At 52.7% G+C, this 20,357-nt stretch carries 15 protein-coding genes and 1 riboswitch; of the genes, 4 read left to right on the top strand and 11 right to left on the bottom strand.

The features are described 5' to 3' along the window. Window positions 1-132: 132 nt before the first annotated feature. Together murI and btuB are read right to left on the bottom strand one after the other, a co-directional pair. On the bottom strand, window positions 133-999 hold the full coding sequence (murI, locus tag EHN07_RS00375; RefSeq protein ID WP_124022249.1) for a glutamate racemase: 867 nt from the start codon (window positions 997-999) through the stop codon (window positions 133-135). After that, a complete protein-coding gene (gene btuB, locus EHN07_RS00370; protein WP_124022248.1) occupies window positions 944-2,806 on the bottom strand; it encodes a TonB-dependent vitamin B12 receptor BtuB in 1,863 nt (620 codons plus the stop codon). Before btuB ends, murI begins: the two co-directional genes overlap by 56 nt. A 65-nt stretch (window positions 2,807-2,871) precedes the next feature. After that, window positions 2,872-3,056, bottom strand: a riboswitch (cobalamin riboswitch). 109 nt (window positions 3,057-3,165) lie between these two features. Here btuB and trmA point away from each other — a divergent pair. Beyond that, the gene (trmA, locus tag EHN07_RS00365) at window positions 3,166-4,266 is read left to right on the top strand and encodes a tRNA (uridine(54)-C5)-methyltransferase TrmA (RefSeq protein ID WP_124022247.1); all 1,101 of its coding nucleotides are present in this window, start codon (window positions 3,166-3,168) and stop codon (window positions 4,264-4,266) included. Window positions 4,267-4,311: 45 nt separating this feature from the next. On the opposite strand, the gene EHN07_RS00360 is transcribed toward trmA, so the two are convergent. After that, complete coding sequence (locus EHN07_RS00360; RefSeq protein ID WP_124022246.1) at window positions 4,312-4,668, bottom strand: YijD family membrane protein; 357 nt, start codon at window positions 4,666-4,668, stop codon at window positions 4,312-4,314. A gap of 10 nt (window positions 4,669-4,678) precedes the next feature. Continuing rightward, complete coding sequence (fabR, locus tag EHN07_RS00355) at window positions 4,679-5,320, bottom strand: HTH-type transcriptional repressor FabR (protein ID WP_124022255.1); 642 nt, start codon at window positions 5,318-5,320, stop codon at window positions 4,679-4,681. Window positions 5,321-5,515: 195 nt separating this feature from the next. On the opposite strand from fabR, the gene sthA reads away from it, so the two are divergent. Then, the gene (gene sthA, locus EHN07_RS00350; RefSeq protein ID WP_124022245.1) at window positions 5,516-6,916 is read left to right on the top strand and encodes a Si-specific NAD(P)(+) transhydrogenase; all 1,401 of its coding nucleotides are present in this window, start codon (window positions 5,516-5,518) and stop codon (window positions 6,914-6,916) included. On the opposite strand, the gene oxyR is transcribed toward sthA, so the two are convergent. From oxyR to argC, 5 genes are all read right to left on the bottom strand, one after another. Next, the gene (gene oxyR / locus EHN07_RS00345; protein ID WP_124022244.1) at window positions 6,899-7,816 is read right to left on the bottom strand and encodes a DNA-binding transcriptional regulator OxyR; all 918 of its coding nucleotides are present in this window, start codon (window positions 7,814-7,816) and stop codon (window positions 6,899-6,901) included. The two genes, sthA and oxyR, sit on opposite strands and share 18 nt — an antisense overlap. Before the next feature lie 264 nt (window positions 7,817-8,080). Beyond that, complete coding sequence (argH, locus tag EHN07_RS00340) at window positions 8,081-9,454, bottom strand: argininosuccinate lyase (RefSeq protein WP_124022243.1); 1,374 nt, start codon at window positions 9,452-9,454, stop codon at window positions 8,081-8,083. Window positions 9,455-9,542: 88 nt separating this feature from the next. Beyond that, a complete protein-coding gene (locus EHN07_RS00335) occupies window positions 9,543-10,760 on the bottom strand; it encodes an argininosuccinate synthase (RefSeq protein WP_124022242.1) in 1,218 nt (405 codons plus the stop codon). Between the two features lie 30 nt (window positions 10,761-10,790). Further along, on the bottom strand, window positions 10,791-11,567 hold the full coding sequence (argB, locus tag EHN07_RS00330; RefSeq protein ID WP_124022241.1) for an acetylglutamate kinase: 777 nt from the start codon (window positions 11,565-11,567) through the stop codon (window positions 10,791-10,793). Window positions 11,568-11,580: 13 nt separating this feature from the next. Further along, a complete protein-coding gene (gene argC, locus EHN07_RS00325; RefSeq protein WP_124022240.1) occupies window positions 11,581-12,585 on the bottom strand; it encodes an N-acetyl-gamma-glutamyl-phosphate reductase in 1,005 nt (334 codons plus the stop codon). A 184-nt stretch (window positions 12,586-12,769) separates the two neighbouring features. On the opposite strand from argC, the gene argE reads away from it, so the two are divergent. Both argE and ppc read left to right on the top strand, forming a co-directional pair. After that, window positions 12,770-13,921 (top strand): acetylornithine deacetylase, encoded by a 1,152-nt coding sequence (gene argE, locus EHN07_RS00320; protein WP_124022239.1) that lies wholly within the window; start codon window positions 12,770-12,772, stop codon window positions 13,919-13,921. 240 nt (window positions 13,922-14,161) lie between these two features. Beyond that, window positions 14,162-16,813, top strand: a complete 2,652-nt coding sequence (ppc, locus tag EHN07_RS00315; RefSeq protein ID WP_124022238.1) for a phosphoenolpyruvate carboxylase — start codon at window positions 14,162-14,164, stop codon at window positions 16,811-16,813. Window positions 16,814-16,885: 72 nt separating this feature from the next. On the opposite strand, the gene katG is transcribed toward ppc, so the two are convergent. Further along, a complete protein-coding gene (katG, locus tag EHN07_RS00310; RefSeq protein WP_124022237.1) occupies window positions 16,886-19,066 on the bottom strand; it encodes a catalase/peroxidase HPI in 2,181 nt (726 codons plus the stop codon). A 244-nt stretch (window positions 19,067-19,310) separates the two neighbouring features. Beyond that, window positions 19,311-20,201, bottom strand: a complete 891-nt coding sequence (gene metF / locus EHN07_RS00305) for a methylenetetrahydrofolate reductase (protein WP_124022236.1) — start codon at window positions 20,199-20,201, stop codon at window positions 19,311-19,313. Window positions 20,202-20,357: the final 156 nt, after the last annotated feature.

Raw genomic sequence — 20,357 nt, 5'->3', positions numbered from 1 at the left:
TTTATTTTCGCTTTTCATCTGGCTGACGGGCCGGTTGGTAAGCCGTTGTGCCGTGTCAGTGGAGGCGCAGTATAGGGATTTTCGGCGGGCTGACAACCCCTATTTGCAATTTTTATTTCAACCGTCGATTTTTTATTCAAAATCGCTGCGAACAGCCAGTTTTTCTAGCGTTGGAAAGCCATAACGCTGCAAAACGGGTGCTAATTGTGCAATCTCAGGCGTAAGCCCCATACAGAACGCGATATTCTCATCAGCAGAAAATGCCTTCGGAGATTCATGTTCTAAAAGCCATGCGGTACGCCGGGCAATCGCAGCCCCCGAATCTATCAGCCGGGTTCCCTCCGGCAGGACTTGCAGTAACTCTTCTTCTAATAGAGGGAAATGGGTGCAACCGAGCACCACCGTATCTGGTGGCTCCTTCATCCGCAGCCACGGGCGAAGAATTTTACGCAGCTCCTCAAGGTCAACAGGTTGCCCGTGTAATTTGGCTTCCGCCAGTTCCACCAGCTCTGCCGAACCGAGCATTTCGATTTTGCATTCCGCTGCAAAGCGGGCAACCAGTTCGTGAGTATAAGGACGACGTACCGTTCCGCGCGTTGCCAACAGGCCTACAATTCCATTAGCCGTCAGGCGAGCTGCTGGTTTGATAGCAGGAACCACGCCGACAACGGGAAAGGCAAATTTTTCACGCAGTGCAGGAAGTGACACGGTACTCGCCGTATTACAGGCGATGATGGCGAGCGCGAGCGGGTAGCGTTCCTGAACCGCAGTCACAATTTCTACCACGCGCTCGACGATAAACGCTTCGCTTTTCTCGCCATAGGGGAATGCTACGTTATCGAAAGCATAAATGTAGTGCAGGTCAGGCAGGAGTTGCCGGACTTCATCATACACAGAAAGCCCACCGACACCGGAGTCAAAAACCAGTACGGTGGGACGTGCATCAGAAGGTATAGCTGCCAGTGAGGTAGTATTCCCGTCCTGGGGTTTGATAGCCATAAACCGTCTCGTAATCTTTATCGAACAGGTTGGCGATTCTACCACGAACGGTCAGGTGTGAGGTTATTGGATATGAGGCTGCGATATCAACCAGACTATAACCCGGCATTCTGCGCTGAGTAGCAGCAAACTGATTGGTATTGTTGTTATAGCTCTTGCCAAAGTATTGATAAGCCACATCCATATCAAAACCAAGCATCTTCCAGTCGAGTTGGTATTTGTACTGTTGTTTAGATCGATGAGCTAAAACTTCATTATCTTGATCGCGACGCGGATCAAGATAACCGATAGTTATTTGATGGCTGAAAATCCCCGTATCAAAAGTACCAGTCCACTCAATACCTTTAATTGTCGCAGACTGGATGTTGTAGTAGGTCCCTTGCCAGGTGGCATAATCGTAGAAATACGTAATCAGGTTATCAATTTTATTTCGATAAGCTGACAGCTGCCAGTTAAGTGGGCCAGTTTGCCCCTCCAACCCAATTTCCCATTGCTGTGATGTTTCAGGATCAAGATCGGGGTTAGATATTATCTGCAAACGCTTTTGCCCATACATTTGACCTAATGTTGGTGCCTGGAATCCAGTGCCATAGGACATAGTCACCCGATAATCAGGAGCAAACTCCCATCCTGCACCTGTTTGCCAGGTCCCATTCCAACCAAACTGGTCGTTATCGTCACCGCGGACTGAAGCCTCAAGGGTTAGAGTTTCAATCTGCTGCTGAGCAGTCAGGTAATATCCTGTATTGTCGCGCTTATAGGCGTCAGAAATGACGGTATCGGATGACGTAAGCTTCTGCTGCTGCCAATCAATGCCAGCGCTAATGGTGCCCTGGCCAACAACAAAGCTATTTCCCCACTGCAGATTACGCTGGGTCATATCGTCCAGAGAAGTACCATCGTTATACAACCCCAACGTGCTGGCATAGTTGTAATCTTTATAACGCTGATAACTACCCATCAGTACCGAAGAGTAGATGCCATTGGTGAAGCTCAGACCCGTTTCATAGGTATGATTGTAAAGCTGACGCTTATCACCACCATTAATGTAACCCGCATCGTAGCCAGTGCTATTGCTGTAGCCATATCCCCGGGCAAAACCACTGAACCGATCGTTAAAAGTATGGTTCACACCAGCCCAAAAGGTTTTATTACGGAAACCATCACGGTCACTATCAACGTTATAGGTCGAGTTCGGACGAATATTAAACCCGTTCGTTTCTTCAAAAGCGCCAGCGATCGTCACAAGGGTATTATCACCAAGCTGCTGGCGGACACTTCCATCGTACTGCTGGAAATGATTTGAACCGATACCAGCCTGGACTTGTCCACCCGGGTTACTGTTTTGAGTGATGACATTAATTACGCCACCTATAGCATCCGCACCATACACCGCAGAACGTGGGCCGCGAATCAATTCAATACGCTGTACGAGTGATACAGGAATCTGGCTGAAATCGGCAGTTCCCGCGATTCCAGATTTAGCCAGAGGGATGCCATCGATCAAGACCAGTGTATGGCGTGATTCCGCACCACGAATGTAGATATCACTGTTTTGTCCAATACCACCGCTAACTGCAACATCAACCCCAGGCAAGCGGCGCATAACATCGGCCATCGATTTGGCCTGCCATTTATCAATATCTTCACGCGTTACAACAGATGTCGGAGCCAGAACGGTATTTACCGGTTGCTGGAAACGATTTGCCGTCACCACCAGGTTTTCTTCAGTATTGCTGTTCTGCGCCCAGCCAGAAAAAGCCGTTACGGACAACGCCGTAAACAGCGAAAGTTTTTTTAACTTCATTTATAAGCATCCGCTTTTAAATCAAGGATGCCGCAGACATAACCGATAGCACGCGATAGTTATGCAGATTGCGACGTATGCCGGCAGGTCTTCGGGCTTGGAGGTGTTTTACGGATGATGACTTCCCACTTAGCTAAGCAGTGTCTGCACATGGCGCTCATCCCACTCTTCCTTACCGCTGCGCGTCAGCCCCAGAATTACACTGGGTTCCCTTTTAACTTATAAAAAGGCCGGAAGCGCTATGCTACGATTTTGTTAATAAGCTTGTCTATAAGCATCAAAATGCAACAGCGCTGGACATCACGACTCTATTCCCTACAATCGCCGCGTAGTTTGACTTTATAAACAGGTATCCGCTGATGACCCCCGAACACCTCCCGACAGAACGTTACGACGCGCAACTGGCCGAAAAAGTCGCCCGCTTGCAAAGCATGATGGCCCCTTTTGCCGCTCCCGCGCCGGAAGTGTTCCGTTCGCCGGTCAGCCATTACCGGATGCGCGCCGAATTCCGCATCTGGCATGATGAAGACGACCTGTACCACATCATGTTTGACCAACAGACTAAACAACGTATTCGGGTGAATAGCTTCCCTGCGGCAAGCGAGCTTATCAACGCGTTAATGCCAGCAATGCTCGATGGGGTGCGTGATATCCCCGCTCTGCGCCATAAGTTGTTCCAGATGGATTATCTGACCACCATCAGCAACCAGGCGGTTGTTTCGCTGCTTTACCATCGCAAACTGGACGCAGAGTGGCAGCAGCATGCTGAAGCGCTGCGCGATAAGCTGCGCGCTCAGGGTTTCAACGTTCACTTAATTGGCCGCGCCACCAAAACCAAAATCGAGCTGGATCAGGATTTCATCGACGAGCGTTTGACCGTAGCGGGCAAAGAGATGATTTATCGCCAGGTGGAAAACAGTTTCACGCAACCCAACGCGGCGATGAATGTTCATATGCTGGAATGGGCGCTGGACGCGACTCAAGACTCAACCGGCGACTTGCTGGAACTGTACTGCGGCAACGGTAACTTCTCGCTGGCACTGGCGCGTAACTTCAATCGCGTACTGGCAACTGAAATCGCCAAGCCATCTGTTGCGGCTGCGCAGTACAACATTGCGGCGAATGAAATTGAAAACGTGCAGATTATTCGTATGGCGGCAGAGGATTTTACTCAGGCAATGAATGGCGTGCGTGAGTTTAATCGCCTGAAAGGTATCGACCTGAAAAGCTACCAGTGCGAAACCATTTTTGTCGATCCACCGCGCAGCGGGCTGGATGCCGACACCGTGAAAATGGTGCAGGCTTACCCGCGCATTCTCTATATTTCCTGTAATCCGCAGACGTTGTGCGAAAACCTGGAAACACTGAGCGAAACACATAACGTGTCGCGCCTGGCGCTTTTCGACCAGTTCCCGTATACGCACCATATGGAATGCGGCGTGTGGCTGACACGCAAATAGCAAAACGGACGCCTCGGCGTCCGTTGTTATTTATGGCGCAGGCGATTATTCCGTCACTTGCGTTTTGCGAGCGCGGATCTTAGCCCCAATCCAGAACAACAGCGCGACTGAAAGTACCGCTGGCAGGAAGTTAGAGCCAATCGCCGGGTATTCCGCCCGCACAACCGCGCTATACAACAACACGCCCAGGATAAAACAGGCCGCAGCAATACCTGGCAGACCAACCGGCATAGTGCGATTTTGGTAGCGTTGATGCAGGCAATAGACCGCCAGCACCAGCGTAATAATAGGGAAAATGGAAAACGGCACGACCGAGCTAAATAGCGCGGCAACCGTTCCGTTAATCGCAAGGCCTGCGATTAACGCCAACCCGAGCGTACCTCTGTCTTGTAACTGTTTCATGGCTCTTCCTTCACTCTTCAGAAACTTGAGCTAATGCCACTTTCTCCTGCTCCCGGCGATACCAGTAGTACGCACCTTTGGAGATCATGCGTAACTGCAGCACCAGGCGCTCTTCAAGCTGACGACGCTGATCGGCATCAACGTCCAGCGCTTCGGCACCAGCACTAAAAACAATCGTGACCATCGCTTCGGCCTGCGCTTCAGTAAAGCTGCGCGGCATACGATTTTCGAGTTCCAGATAGTCAGCAAGTTCCGCAATAAAATGCTGAATTTCACGCGCGACTGCGGCACGAAATGCGGCTGATGTTCCAGAACGCTCCCGCAGCAGCAGACGGAAGGCGTTGGGATTATTACCGATAAATTCCATAAACGTTGCGACAGAAGTGCGGATGACACTCCCGCCTTTGGCAATGCGTTGGCGGGCCTGGCGCATTAGCTGGCGTAACATCAGGCCGCTTTCATCAACCATCGTCAGACCGAGTTCATCAACATCACGAAAATGGCGATAAAACGATGTTGGCGCAATACCGGCCTCACGGGCAACCTCACGCAAACTCAGGCTGGCAAAACTCCGTTCAGCACTTAACTGACTAAACGCGGCTTCTACCAGAGAACGCCTGGTCCTCTCTTTTTGTTGCGCTCTTACACCCATCATATTGCTGAATCTCTTAAATCGACATCGCACTATACCAGAGAATAACTTAACCGGTTTTATACAGGCTTGTGAATGATTGTTTACGCGAGCTGCTTTGCGTTACCCGGCAAAAAGCACAAGGATAATTGGGTTATCCCGCCGTTGATGTTACCATTGTGTTGCTTTTATGTATAAGAACAGGTAAGCCTTACCATGCCACACACCTACGATTATGACGCAGTAGTAATTGGTTCCGGTCCTGGCGGCGAAGGCGCTGCAATGGGGCTGGTAAAACTTGGAGCACGGGTAGCCGTTGTCGAGCGCTACCATAACGTGGGTGGCGGTTGCACTCACTGGGGAACCATCCCCTCAAAGGCGCTGCGCCACGCGGTCAGCCGCATTATCGAATTTAACCAAAATCCTTTATACAGCGACCACACTCATCTACTCCGTTCTTCCTTCGCCGACATTCTCAATCATGCCGATAGCGTCATTAACCAACAAACTCGTATGCGCCAGAGCTTCTATGAGCGCAACCGCTGCGAGATGCTGCAGGGCGATGCACGTTTTGTCGATGCGCATACTATTTCGCTGGAATGTCACGATGGTTCGGTGGAGATGATTACCGCCGAGAAGTTCCTGATAGCCTGCGGCTCGCGCCCTTATCGCCCACCGGAAGTGGATTTCTCGCATCCACGCGTGTACGACAGCGATTCCATTCTCAACCTGCACCACGAACCGCGCCACGTTATTATTTATGGCGCAGGGGTGATTGGCTGCGAGTATGCGTCGATTTTCCGGGGCATGAACGTCAAGGTTGATTTGATTAACACCCGTGACCGCCTGCTGGCCTTTCTCGATCAGGAGATGTCTGATTCGCTCTCTTACCACTTCTGGAACAGCGGCGTGGTGATTCGCCATAACGAGGAGTTCGAGAAAATAGAAGGCGTTGAGGACGGTGTGATCGTCTCGCTTAAATCGGGCAAGAAAGTAAAAGCTGACTGCCTGCTTTATGCCAACGGGCGCACCGGGAACACCGATTCCTTATCGCTGGAAAATGTTGGACTGGAGGCGGATGGCCGTGGTCTGTTGAAGGTCAACAGCATGTACCAGACCGCGCAACCGCATATCTATGCCGTTGGCGATGTAATTGGGTATCCAAGTCTGGCTTCAGCGGCCTACGATCAGGGTCGAATCGCGGCGCAAGCGATGGTCAAAGGAGAGGCGACAGCGCATCTGATCGAAGATATCCCAACCGGTATCTATACCATTCCGGAAATCAGCTCGGTCGGGAAAACAGAACAGCAGTTAACCTCAATGAAAGTCCCATACGAAGTGGGCCGGGCGCAGTTTAAGCATCTCGCCCGCGCGCAAATTGTTGGAATGAACGTGGGGACGCTAAAAATTCTCTTCCATCGCGAGACGAAAGAGATTTTAGGTATTCACTGCTTTGGTGAGCGCGCGGCGGAGATTATTCACATCGGCCAGGCGATTATGGAGCAGAAAGGTGGCGGTAACACGATTGAGTACTTTGTTAATACCACCTTTAACTACCCGACGATGGCAGAAGCCTATCGGGTAGCGGCGCTAAACGGCCTAAACCGCCTGTTTTAACGCTGGCTTAAAGTGGCCATCCATATGGGTGCGGATGGCCTCTGCTAGCTGCTCATAGCGACCACGCAGCGGTGAACCCGGGCGATAAACCAGGCCGATAGTACGCCGCGGCTCTGGTTTATAACACGGCAGATACACCACACCGTCGCGACAACGCTCGTTCGGCACAGCCAGGGCAGGTAACAATGTGATACCGCTGCCGGCGGCAACCATGTTACGCAGCGTTTCAAGGCTGGTTGCACGGAAATGGGTATCCTCTTCCGCGCCCGCTTCAAAACAGAAACCCAGCGCCTGATCGCGCAGACAGTGTCCGTCTTCCAGCATCAGCAGTTTTTCACCCGCCAGATCCGACAACGGCACCCGATCGCGCTCCGCCCACGGGTGGTCCTGGTAAATTGCCAGCATCATTGGCTCATCGAACAATGGCACTTCAATAAACGCTTCGCTCTCTTTCACCAAAGCCAGAATCGCACAGTCGAGTTTTCCGCTATCCAGCTGCGCTAACAGCTGATGGGTTTGTGCCTCGTGCAGGTACATTTCTAGTTTGGGGAAAGCTTTATGCAGCATCGGGATAATCTGCGGTAGCAGATAAGGCCCAACGGTTGGGATCAAGCCAATATGCAGCGGCCCGGACATCGCTTCGCCCTGCTGACTGGCCATTTCTTTCAGAACCTTAACTTCTCGCAGCACCGTGCGAGCCTGATCCACCAGCAGCAAGCCCGCCTGCGTGAACAAGACCTTACGGCTGGTGCGCTCAAGCAGCATCACGCCAAGCTCATCTTCAAGCTTACGGATTTGGCCGCTTAACGTTGGCTGACTGACATGGCAGGCATCCGCTGCCCGGCGAAAGTGACGATGCTCAGCCAGCGCCACCAGGTATTCCAGATCGCGAATATTCATTCTCTATCCTCCGTCGCCACGATAGCCCATGGCGATAGAAATCATAGCAACCAACGATTATCCCTATCAACCATTGATATCCAATAATAGTGCTCAACAGCACAAACCATTCATTAAGTATGGTTTTGCTGGGAGGAGCCTGATCTCCGAACGAAGTACTGAAGCCAACGTGAACCATTTAGCGGACATTATGTCCGCTTTTTTTTCCGTTAAAAATACAAAAGCCCGGCATGGCGCCAGGCTTTGCCTGAGTTTTTAAAGTATCTAAACCAGGCGTTGTTTCGCGTCGGCAATCGCCTGAGCTACCTGTTGTGGCGAGACGCCGCCTTTAGCCGCACGCTTATCCAGACAAGATTGCAGAGAAAGAATAGCGTAAACATCATCACCAATAGTCACGCTGAATTTTTGCAGTTCGGCCAGTGACAAGGCTTCCAGCGCTTTGCCCTGCCGAATAGCCTCTACCACCGCCTCGCCGACAATATGATGCGCTTCACGGAACGGTACGCCTTTCGCGACCAGGTAATCAGCCAGCTCGGTCGCATTGGCATAGCCCTGCTCGGCCGCTTCTTTACAGCGCGGGCGCTTTACCTGAATGCCATCGAGCACCAGCACCGACATATGCAGGCAATCCAGCCAGGTATCGAGCGCATCGAACAGCCCTTCTTTGTCTTCCTGCATATCTTTGTTGTACGCCAGCGGCAACCCTTTCAGGGTCATCATCATGCCGGTCAACGCGCCCTGCACACGGCCACACTTGCCGCGGATAAGCTCCAGCGCATCCGGATTTTTCTTCTGCGGCATCAGGGAAGATCCGGAAGTCACGCGGTCAGAAAGCTCCACAAAGCCCGCTTCGCCGGTATTGAAGAAAATCAGGTCTTCGGCAAAACGTGAGAGGTGAACCATGCCGATCGACGCGTCGGAAAGCAGCTCCAGCACGTGGTCGCGGTCAGAGACGCTATCCAGGCTGTTGCGTGTCGCAGATGCAAAACCTAACCAGCCCGCAAGTTGCTCACGGTCAATTTCATAGGCAGTACCGGCCAGTGCGCCGCTGCCCAACGGGCTAACGTCGAGACGCTCAAGCGTGCTTTGCAAACGGCTTTCATCACGCGCCAGCATTTCAACATAAGCCAGACACCAGTGGGCAAAAGTCACCGGCTGCGCGCGTTGTAAGTGCGTGTAGCCAGGCATAACGGCGTCTTGATTGTTTTCTGCGGTGGCAACCAGCGCCTGTTGCAGCTGGCGCGTCGCCTCCAGCAGCTCGCTGATTTGCATTTTGCACCACAGTTTAAGGTCGGTGGCAACCTGGTCATTACGGCTACGGCCAGTGTGGAGTTTTTTACCCAGCGCACCGACTTTATCAATAAGCTTGCCTTCCACCCAGCTGTGAATATCTTCCGCATCGCTCTCTAGAATCGCCTGCGGGTTTGCCTGCACTTCTTCCAGCAGGAAGTTCAGCGCCTGCTCAAGCTCCTGCTGTTCAGCCACGCTCAGAACACCAACGGTAACCAGCGCTTTGGACCAGGCGACAGAACCCACAATGTCTTGTTCAGCCAGGCGGTAATCAAAACGCAATGAATCATTGAACGATTTGAAACGTTGGTCTGCTGCCTGAGTAAAACGTCCACCCCAAAGTGCCATACTGATGCTCCATTGAATTATCAACTTGTTCCCCTCATTCCAGCCCTCTCCTGGGAGAGGGTTAAGGTGAGGGTCATTATTTAAAAAATTACTTCTTCAATTCATTCAGTGCGCGAATACGTGATGACAGTGAGAACAGACGGATAAAGCCGCCCGCATGGCTGTGGTCATACACTTCATCTTCGCCAAACGTTGCAAACTCTTCGCTATACAGGCTGTTCGGAGATTTTTTCTGCTTCGCAGTAACGTGGCCTTTGTACAGCTCCAGCACGACTTCGCCGTTCACTTCTTCTGCCAGTGATTCCGCAGACGCCTGCAAAGATTTACGCAGCGGTGCGAACCAACGGCCATCGTAAACCACGTAAGACATTTCCAGGCCCAGTTGCTCACGCCATTTGAAGCTATCGCGGTCCAGAACCAACTGCTCAACACCACGCAGTGCAGCCATCATGATGGTGCCCCCTGGGGTTTCGTAGCAGCCGCGGGATTTAATCCCTACCAGACGGTTTTCGACGATATCGATACGGCCGATACCATGCTTAGAACCGATTTTGTTCAGCGTTTCCAGGCACTGGAACGGGCTCATGGTTTCGCCGTTTACGGCAACGACTTTGCCTTTTTTAACGGTCACGGTAACTTCTTCAGCCCGATCTGGCGCTTCTTTAGGATCGACAGTCCAGACCCAGCAATCTTTATTCGGGGCATTCCACGGGCTTTCCAGCACGCCGCCTTCGGTAGAGATGTGCCATGCGTTTTCGTCGCGGCTGTAGATTTTCTCAAGGGAAGCGGTCGTCGGGATGTCACGCTCTTTCAGGTAATCAAGCAGCGCTTCACGGGAACGCAAGTTCCACTCACGCCATGGCGCAACCACTTTCAAATGCGGAGCCAAAGCGGCCCATGCGGATTCGAAACGCACCTGGTCGTTGCCTTTACCGGTCGCGCCGTGGCACAGTGCATCTGCGCCCACTTTATTCGCCACATCGACCAGCGCTTTAGCAATAAGCGGACGCGCCATAGAAGTCCCCAGCAAGTAGGTGCCTTCGTACAGTGCGCCAGTCTGCAATACCGGGTAAACGTAATCGCTGATGAACTCTTCACGCGCATCCACGACGTAGCATTCAGTTGCGCCAGAGCGCAGGGCTTTTTGTTCCACGCCTTTCAGATCTTCGCGGTCCTGGCCGATATCCACCACACACGCGACCACTTCACAGCCACCGTAGTTTTCTTTCAGCCATGGAATGATGGCAGAAGTATCCAGGCCGCCAGAGTATGCGAGAACGATTTTTTTGATGCCGTGATTTTGCATTGTCTTATCCTTCAAAAACTTAATTTTAAACTAGGCCAGAATACGGGTGCCGATGGCGACGCCGTTAAATAAAGATGGGAGCTGTTCCGCATGACGCCAGGATGCGATATCCACCGGGCGACCCAGCGTGCGTGCTGCATCCAGCGCCGCGTTAACTTTCACTATCATGCCATCGGTAATAATGCCCTGAGCGATTAACTGCTCCGCTTTCGCCGCCGTCATTTCTGCAATACGTTGACCCTTGCCATCCAGAATGCCGCTCACGTCTGACAGCAGAATCAGATCTGCGCCAAGCGTTGCCGCCAGCGCCGTAGCCGCCTGGTCAGCATTCACGTTCATCAACTCGCCTTCAGCGGTCACGCCAATAGAGCTGACAATGGGCAGGAAACCAGAATCTAACAGCGTGGTAATCAGCTTAGCAGAGCCCGGTTTCGCCAGGCCCACATGGCCCAGCGCTTCGTCCAGTTTCGTCACGGTGACGCTGTCGCCATCGCCGAGGCAAAGACCGACACCATTGATGTCATGCTTTTTCGCCCATGCCAATAACGTTTTGTTCGCCGTACCCGCCAGCGCGCCGGTAATAATGTCAATCTGATCGGCAGGCGTTACGCGCAGGCCATCTTTCTTCGTCACGGGTAGAGAGAGCTTTTTCATGAGCTCATCGACCAGGCAGCCACCACCGTGAACAATCACCAGCGGACGCTGATGGGACTGGCGATAGTTCACCAGCGCGGTAAACAGACGCTCCAGCGCCTCTTCGCTATCCAGCAGTACGCCGCCTAATTTGATAATTAATGGATTCATCATGTCACCCGGCCGGTTAAATAAGAGACTGTGTTTCGGCAAAGCCAAAACGAATATTCAGGCACTGTACGGCCTGAGCCGCGGCGCCTTTAAGCAAATTATCTTCGGTTGCAACGACAATCAGGTGCTCGTCCTGCACCGCAAAACCGATATCGCAGAAGGGCAGGCCAACCACGTTTTTCAGTGCCGGCACGCCTTTGTCATACAGACGCACCAGAGGTTTGTGCTGGTATGCTGCATTAAAAGCATCGGCAACCTGCTGCTGCGTAACACCTTTATTCAGACGGCAGGTAATGGTCGCCAGAATGCCACGCGGGAAATTGCCCAGGTGAGGCGTGAAAATGACGGAAGTCCCGAGGTGAACCGCTATTTCTGGCTGATGGCGATGATTAAAAATGCCGTACGGTTGCAGGCTCACCTCGCAGAAGCTGTTGGAAATCGCAGCCTTACGCCCGGCACCGCTAACGCCGCTGGTCGCGTTAATCACCGGCCACTGGTTCAAATCCAGCAGTCCGGCATCAATCAGCGGTTTTAGCGCCAGCTGTGAGGCCGTGGGGTAGCAGCCAGGCACCGAAATTAAACGGGTTTCTTTCAGTTTCTCGCTCTGCCACTCTGCCAGGCCATAAACCGCCTGTTCCAGCAGCTCGGGATGTTGATGCGTAAAGCCGTAATAACGCGGATAAAACCCGGCATCGTTAACCCGGAATGCGCCGGAGAGATCGATAACCACGCAGCCTGCCGCCAGAAACTGCGGGGCCAGCTCATGACTCACTTCATGAGCCGTTGCGAGAAAGACCACATCCACGCCAGCAGTAAATTCGCGGATATCCGACATCGCCTGTAACGGCATGTCGACGAGACCTTTTAGCTGCGGATGCAAATCGGATATCAATTTTCCTGCGTCATTACTTTGCGCTGAAACCGTCAATGCGGTTATGTTCATATGAGGATGGCGATACAAATAGTTCACAAGCTCTGCGCCTGCATAACCGCTGGCACCAACAATCAGCGTATTCAACATCTCGGCGGTACACCTTCTTCGGTTGTGTCTGCTAAAGGTGCCAGCTGGTCAGCCATCACCCAACGTACGATTACGTGGTTAAATCCACTGGAACCTGGGGTTCCCTTACGGCAGTGAATATTGTATTTTTATTCAATATAACTGCATGATTATGTATACCAACCCGAGCTAAGGCCTGTCAACAGTGAAGATGAAATTACCTCCTTTTATCGAGATTTACCGCGCGTTGATCGCGACTCCATCCATCAGCGCCACCGACAGCGCGTTGGATCAGAGCAATGAGTCTTTAATCAATTTACTGGCCGGATGGTTTCGCGATCTGGGCTTCAATGTCGAAGTGCAGCCGGTGCCCGGTACGCGGAATAAATTCAATATGCTGGCGAGCATCGGGAATGGCGCTGGCGGGTTATTACTGGCGGGCCATACCGATACCGTGCCATTTGACGATGGCCGCTGGACGCGCGACCCGTTCACGCTGAGCGAGCACGAAAATAAGCTCTACGGCCTCGGCACCGCCGATATGAAAGGCTTTTTTGCCTTTATTCTTGATGCACTGCGCGATGTGGATGTCACCACGCTTAAAAAACCACTCTATATTCTGGCGACCGCCGATGAAGAGACAACCATGGCAGGCGCGCGTTACTTCTCCGAAACCACCCATATCCGCCCGGACTGCGCCATTATCGGTGAGCCGACCTCTTTACAGCCGGTACGCGCCCACAAAGGCCATATTTCCAATGCGATTCGCATTCTTGGGCAATCAGGGCATTCCAGCGATCCGGCTCGTGGCGTCAACGCCATCGAACTGATGCATGATGCTATCGGTCATATTATGGCGCTGAAAAATACCCTGAAAGAGCGTTATCACCACGATGCTTTCACCGTGCCTTATCCCACGCTCAATCTTGGTCATATTAGCGGCGGTGACGCCGCCAACCGTATTTGCGCCTGCTGTGAACTGCATATGGATATTCGCCCGCTGCCGGGCCTGACGCTAAACGATCTGAATGGTTTGCTTAACGAAGCGCTGGAACCCGTTAGCCAGAAATGGCCGGGCCGCCTGACGGTGTCGGAACTACACCCGCCGATTCCCGGTTACGAATGCGCCAGAGATCACCAGCTGGTGCAGGTGGTAGAGAAACTGTTGGGGGCGCAAACCGAAGTCGTGAACTACTGTACCGAAGCGCCATTTATTCAGACCCTCTGCCCGACGCTGGTGCTGGGGCCAGGCTCGATAAACCAGGCACACCAGCCCGATGAATATCTTGAAACCCGGTTTATCGAACCCACACGCAAACTCATCACCCAGGTGGTGCATCATTTTTGCTGGCATTAAAAATAACGATTCAGGGGGTTTTGCCCCCTTTTAAAGCTGCTTTTTAGCGGATCCTCATAAGAAACGCTTATCTACGAAGTTAGTAATAAAATTTCATGAATTAGCGCGATTTATTGGTTTGCTGAAACGATTTCGTAGCAATTGACGAAACCAGACTTACGTGGCTTTATAAAGACGGTGTTGAACCTTCACGGGTGAAATTAAATTACATATCAGATTGGATAGGGTGTCTGGGGTCATATGAACGAACAGTATTCCGCTTTGCGAAGTAATGTCAGTATGCTCGGCAAGTTGCTCGGGGATACCATCAAGGATGCGTTAGGTGAAAACATTCTTGACCGCGTAGAAACAATCCGCAAATTGTCTAAGTCCTCACGGGCTGGCAATGAAGCCAACCGCCAGGAGCTGCTAACCACGTTACAGAACCTGTCTAACGACGAACTACTTCCTGTAGCCCGTGCATTCAGCCAATTCCTGAACCTGGCCAACACCGCCGAGCAATATCACAGCATTTCCGCCAATGGCGAAGCTGCCAGCAATCCTGAAGTTATTGCTAAGACACTCCAAAAATTAAAAAATCAGCCCGATCTTAGCGAAGACGCCATTCGTCATGCTGTTGAATCTTTGTCACTGGAATTAGTGCTGACCGCACACCCAACCGAAATTACCCGTCGCACCCTGATCCACAAGCTGGTTGAAGTCAATAGCTGCCTGAAACAGCTCGACCACAGCGACATCGCCGATTACGAGCGCAACCAGATCATGCGCCGCCTGCGCCAGCTGGTAGCCCAGGCCTGGCATACCGATGAAATTCGTAAGCACCGCCCTTCCCCGGTAGATGAAGCAAAATGGGGTTTTGCGGTCGTCGAAAACAGCCTGTGGGAAGGCGTGCCAAACTACCTGCGTGAGCTGAATGAACAGCTTGAAGACAACCTGAATTACAAACTGCCGGTCGATTTTGTTCCGGTACGTTTCACTTCCTGGATGGGCGGCGACCGCGACGGCAACCCGAACGTTACCGCAGATATTACCCGTCACGTTCTGCTGCTAAGCCGCTGGAAAGCCACTGACCTGTTCCTGCGTGATATTCAGGTGCTGATCTCCGAACTCTCGATGGTGGAATGTACGCCAGAGCTCAGCGCGCTGGCAGGCCCGGATGCTGCGCAAGAGCCATACCGCTGCATTATGAAAGGGATTCGCCAGCAGTTACTGTCAACGCAAGCCTGGCTGGAAGCGCGCCTTAAAGGTCAACGCCTGCCAAAACCAGAAGGTCTACTGACGCAAAACGAACAGCTTTGGGACCCGCTTTATGCGTGTTACCAGTCGCTGCAAGCCTGTGGTATGGGCATTATCGCCAACGGCCAGTTGCTCGATACCCTGCGCCGCGTGAAAAGTTTTGGCGTGCCGCTGGTTCGTATCGATGTGCGCCAGGAAAGCACTCGTCACACCGAAGCACTGGGTGAAATGACGCGCTACCTGGGCATTGGCGATTACGAAAGCTGGTCTGAAGCAGACAAACAAGCCTTCCTGATCCGTGAACTGAATTCTAAGCGTCCACTTCTGCCGCGCCAGTGGGAGCCAAGCGACGATACCCGCGAAGTGCTGGAAACCTGCAAAGTGGTTGCCGAAGCGCCACGCGGTTCTATTGCCGCTTATGTTATCTCGATGGCAAAAACACCGTCTGACGTATTGGCCGTTCACTTACTGCTGAAAGAAGCGGGCTGTACTTTCGCGCTGCCTGTTGCTCCGCTGTTTGAAACCCTCGACGACCTGAACAACGCCGACGATGTCATGACCCAGTTGCTGAACATCGACTGGTATCGCGGCTTTATTCAGGGCAAGCAGATGGTCATGATTGGCTACTCTGACTCGGCAAAAGATGCAGGCGTAATGGCTGCCTCCTGGGCACAGTACCAGGCGCAGGATGCGTTGATCAAAACCTGTGAGAAAGCAGGGATCACTCTGACGCTGTTCCACGGACGCGGTGGTTCTATCGGCCGTGGCGGCGCACCAGCGCACGCTGCGCTGCTTTCTCAACCGCCGGGAAGCCTAAAGGGCGGCCTGCGCGTGACCGAACAGGGCGAGATGATTCGCTTTAAATACGGTTTGCCAGAAATCACCATCAGCAGCCTGTCGCTCTACACCAGCGCGATTCTGGAAGCCAACCTGCTGCCGCCGCCGGAGCCGAAGAAAGAGTGGAAACATATTATGGAGGAGCTGTCGGTTATCTCCTGCGATATGTACCGCGGCTATATCCGCGAAAACAAAGACTTCGTGCCTTATTTCCGTTCGGCAACACCAGAGCTGGAGTTGGGTAAATTGCCGTTGGGTTCGCGCCCGGCGAAACGTCGCCCCAATGGCGGTGTTGAATCTCTGCGCGCTATTCCATGGATCTTTGCCTGGACGCAAAACCGCCTGATGCTGCCGGCCTGGCTGGGCGCTGGCGCTGCGCTGCAAAAAGTGGTGGAAGACGGCAAACAGGACGAGCTGGAAACCATGTGCCGCGACTGGCCATTCTTCTCAACGCGCCTCGGCATGCTGGAAATGGTCTTTGCGAAAGCAGACCTGTGGCTTGCGGAATACTACGACCAGCGCCTGGTGAAGCCAGAGCTGTGGCCACTTGGCAAGCAGCTGCGCGACCAGCTGGAAGCCGATATCAAAGTGGTGCTGGATATCGCCAACGATTCACATCTGATGGCTGACCTGCCGTGGATTGCCGAGTCCATCCAGCTGCGTAATATCTACACCGACCCGCTGAACGTTCTGCAGGCAGAATTACTGCACCGTTCGCGCCAGTCAGAAGAGAAAGGTGAGGAGCCGGACGCGCAGGTAGAACAGGCGTTAATGGTGACTATCGCTGGTGTTGCTGCGGGTATGCGTAACACCGGCTAAGCCCAAAAACGAGCTTAGCAAAAGACCACCTCTTGCCATGAGGTGGTCTTTTATTTTTAGCGCTGAACAAACCTAGTTCAGGTCAAAACGATCCAGGTTCATCACTCTCACCCATGCCGCCACGAAATCTTTCACAAACTTCTCTTTGGCATCAGTACAGGCGTACACTTCCGCCAGCGCACGCAGAACCGAGTTAGAACCGAAGACCAGATCCGCGCGGGTCGCTAAATGTTTCACTTCGCCCGTCTCACGGTCCCGGCCTTCAAACAGCTCAGAAGAGGCATCGGTGGCTTTCCATTCGGTGCGCATATCCAGCAGATTGACAAAGAAATCATTGCTGAGGACGCCCAGACGATCGGTAAATACCCCCTGTTTACCCCCATCAAAATTCGCACCCAGGACGCGCAAACCACCCACCAGCACCGTTAGCTCCGGCGCGGTCAGCGTCAGCTGTTGCGCTTTATCAATCAACAGTGACTCAGTAGCCGCGGAATCCAGGCGGGCACGATAGTTACGGAAACCGTCCGCGACGGGCTCAAGCAGGTTGAACATCTCAATATCGGTCTGCTCCTGGCTGGCATCCACACGACCAGGAATAAACGGCACGCGCACGCTAATACCTGCCGCTTCTGCCGCCTGTTCAACACCCACAACCCCCGCCAGCACAATGATATCGGCCAGAGAAGCTTTAGCCGTCGCTTTCTGAATCGCCTCAAGGGTTGGCAGAACGCGAGCCGCAATGGCGTTGACATCCCAGCTCCGCTGCGGAGCGAGTGCCAGACGAGCGCCATTCGCCCCACCGCGTTTATCGCCGCCACGGAAAGTAGACGCCGCAGCCCAGGCCACAGAAACCAACTCGCCTACGGTCAGGCCGGAGCGAGCAATTTCCGCTTTCAGGCGATCGATATCCGCCGGGGTCGGGTTGAAAGTCGCTTGCGGCAGTGGGTCCTGCCAAATCAGCGCTTCTTTTGGCACTTCCGGGCCGATATAACGCGCAATTGGCCCCATATCACGGTGGGTCAGTTTGAACCACGCGCGGGCAAAGGCTTCATTAAAGGCCTGCGGATCGTTAAGGAAACGACGGGAAATTTTTTCAAATTCAGGATCAAAGCGCAGCGTCAGGTCGGTGACCAGCATCGTTGGCTTACGTTTTTTCGACGGGTCGAACGGATCGGGAATGATTTCCGGCGCATCGACAGCTTCAAACTGAATAGCTCCCGCAGGGCTGCGCGTTTGCACCCATTCGAATTTAAACAGATTCTCGAAGAAGTAGTTACTCCACTGGGTTGGAGTTTGTGACCAGACCACTTCCAGGCCGGAGGTAATCGCATCAGCACCTGCACCACTCCCGTGGCTGCTGGTCCAACCCAGGCCTTGAGATTCAATCGGGGCCGCTTCTGGATCGACTCCTACATGGGTCGCTTCTGCAGCACCGTGGGTTTTGCCTAACGTATGCCCACCGGCGATAAGCGCAACGGTTTCTTCGTCGTTCATTCCCATGTTGCCGAAGGTAGCGCGAATGGCCGCGGCGGCAGAAAGCGGCTCACCGCTGGCATTTGGCCCTTCAGGGTTAACGTAAATCAGCCCCATTTCGGTGGCGGCTAGGGGACGTTTAGCGAGCGCTTCCGGCTCTCGGTGCTCCAGCCAGGCTTTTTCGTTACCCCAGTTGACGTCGAGATCGGGCTCCCATACGTCTTCACGTCCGGCACCAAAACCAAAGGTACGGAAGCCGGAGTTTTCCAGCGCCACGTTCCCGGCCAGCACATAGAGATCGGCCCAGGAAATTTTTTGACCATACTTTTGTTTAACAGGCCACAGCAGGCGGCGAGCTTTATCAAGGCTCACATTATCCGGCCAGGAGTTAAGCGGGGCAAAGCGTTGCTGGCCACGACCTGCACCACCACGCCCGTCCGTCGCACGATAAGTCCCGGCACCGTGCCATGCCATACGAATAAATAGCCCGGCATAACTACCCCAGTCGGCAGGCCACCACGGCTGAGAATCGGTTAATAATGTTTTTAAATCGCCTTTCAGCGCGGAGTAATCAAGCTTGCTGAACTCTTTGCGGTAGTCAAAATCTTCGCCCAGAGGGTTTGAACGGCTGGAGTGTTGATTGAGAAGATCGACGCGGAGTTGTTTCGGCCACCAGTCACGACTGCTTGTTCCAGCGCCCGCGCTTTCATCATGGCTGCTCTGATGAAACGGACACTTTCCTGCGGACAACGTATTATGATCGTTTTCGTTTGTACTCATCTTCCTGCTCCCTTCGTGATTTTGATACCAGGATATACCGCTCTGCTGATAAGTTATAGATGATAAAAACTACAGATTTGATAGTTATTTCCGTTTGGTTAACGGGCACGATAGCAAAGGTTTATTAACGATAACGTCGACTGCAGCGTAAAGTTTAACAATAGCCATTAAAAATAAAGGGATAATTAATTGAGGCGTGGTGCTACTACGGGGAAGTCATGGCCCTGGCGGGCCATTATCGGAATCATACTGCCGGGCGAACACCCAGCGTGTGGCAAATCGCGTAGCTCATTTCAGCACGGTTTAGCGTGTAAAAATGGAAATCTTTAACGCCTTCACGGCTGAGGATTTTTACCATATCCATCGCGATATTAGCGCCGACCATTTTGCGGGTTTCAGCATCGTTATCCAGCCCTTCAAACATTTGCGCCATCCAGTGCGGCACACGCACGTTAGTCATGGTGGCAAATTTATGCGCCTGTTTATAGTTACTGACGGGCAAAATCCCCGGCACAATTTCAACGTCGATACCCGCAGCGGCGCAACGGTCGCGGAAGCGTAAATAGCTTTCCACGTCAAAGAAGAACTGAGTGATCGCGCGGTTTGCACCAGCATCAATTTTGCGCTTCAGATTGATCAGATCGGCCTGAGCGCTTTTGGCTTCCGGGTGGACTTCCGGATAAGCCGCGACGGAGATATCAAAATCACCGACCTCTTTGAGCAACGTCACCAGGTCCGAGGCATACATATCAGGCTTGCCGCCGCCTGGCGGTAAATCGCCGCGCAGAGCCACAATATGACGGATGCCGCTGTTCCAGTAATCCTGCGCTATAGTACGCAGCTCTTCGCGTGTTGCATCAATACAGGTCAGGTGCGGCGCAGCTTCAAGGCCGATGCGATCTTTAATCCCTTTGATGATGCTGTGGGTACGGTCGCGTTCGCCGGAGTTTGCACCGTAGGTTACCGAAACAAATTTCGGTTTCAGGCTGCTCAGGCGGTCAATTGAGCTCCACAGGGTCTGTTCCATTTCACTGGTGCGCGGCGGGAAAAATTCAAAGGAAACGTTAATTTGCCCGGCAACTTCGGCCAGACTCTGATTCAGTGCTTCCCGCTGGTTGGCGTGAAAAAAGCTCATACCCTTACCTCATCAATCGCATTTTATTATGAATGTTGTGTTTTATTGCTATCCAGACGTTTAGACGTCCAGATAGCAAGATGAAGGAAAAGCAGGGTGGCGTCAACTGAAAATTCAACACCAGAAATGAGGAATTCTCAATCAAATTGAATTTTA

Origin of the sequence: Buttiauxella warmboldiae (assembly GCF_003818135.1) — a bacterium.
Taxonomy (GTDB): Bacteria; Pseudomonadota; Gammaproteobacteria; order Enterobacterales; family Enterobacteriaceae; genus Buttiauxella; species Buttiauxella warmboldiae.
This window is presented reverse-complemented; position numbering and strand designations above follow the sequence as displayed.

What these genes read in the sequence shown, in the direction of transcription:
- EHN07_RS00360 (WP_124022246.1), bottom strand. Translation starts at nt 4,668, where the DNA reads ATGAAACAGTTACAAGACAGAGGTACGCTCGGGTTGGCGTTAATCGCA.
- argC (WP_124022240.1), bottom strand. Translation starts at nt 12,585, where the DNA reads ATGTTGAATACGCTGATTGTTGGTGCCAGCGGTTATGCAGGCGCAGAG.
- metF (WP_124022236.1), bottom strand. Translation starts at nt 20,201, where the DNA reads ATGAGCTTTTTTCACGCCAACCAGCGGGAAGCACTGAATCAGAGTCTG.
- sthA (WP_124022245.1), top strand. Translation starts at nt 5,516, where the DNA reads ATGCCACACACCTACGATTATGACGCAGTAGTAATTGGTTCCGGTCCT.
- oxyR (WP_124022244.1), bottom strand. Translation starts at nt 7,816, where the DNA reads ATGAATATTCGCGATCTGGAATACCTGGTGGCGCTGGCTGAGCATCGT.
- trmA (WP_124022247.1), top strand. Translation starts at nt 3,166, where the DNA reads ATGACCCCCGAACACCTCCCGACAGAACGTTACGACGCGCAACTGGCC.
- argB (WP_124022241.1), bottom strand. Translation starts at nt 11,567, where the DNA reads ATGATGAATCCATTAATTATCAAATTAGGCGGCGTACTGCTGGATAGC.
- EHN07_RS00335 (WP_124022242.1), bottom strand. Translation starts at nt 10,760, where the DNA reads ATGCAAAATCACGGCATCAAAAAAATCGTTCTCGCATACTCTGGCGGC.
- btuB (WP_124022248.1), bottom strand. Translation starts at nt 2,806, where the DNA reads ATGAAGTTAAAAAAACTTTCGCTGTTTACGGCGTTGTCCGTAACGGCT.
- fabR (WP_124022255.1), bottom strand. Translation starts at nt 5,320, where the DNA reads ATGGGTGTAAGAGCGCAACAAAAAGAGAGGACCAGGCGTTCTCTGGTA.
- katG (WP_124022237.1), bottom strand. Translation starts at nt 19,066, where the DNA reads ATGAGTACAAACGAAAACGATCATAATACGTTGTCCGCAGGAAAGTGT.
- ppc (WP_124022238.1), top strand. Translation starts at nt 14,162, where the DNA reads ATGAACGAACAGTATTCCGCTTTGCGAAGTAATGTCAGTATGCTCGGC.
- murI (WP_124022249.1), bottom strand. Translation starts at nt 999, where the DNA reads ATGGCTATCAAACCCCAGGACGGGAATACTACCTCACTGGCAGCTATA.
- argH (WP_124022243.1), bottom strand. Translation starts at nt 9,454, where the DNA reads ATGGCACTTTGGGGTGGACGTTTTACTCAGGCAGCAGACCAACGTTTC.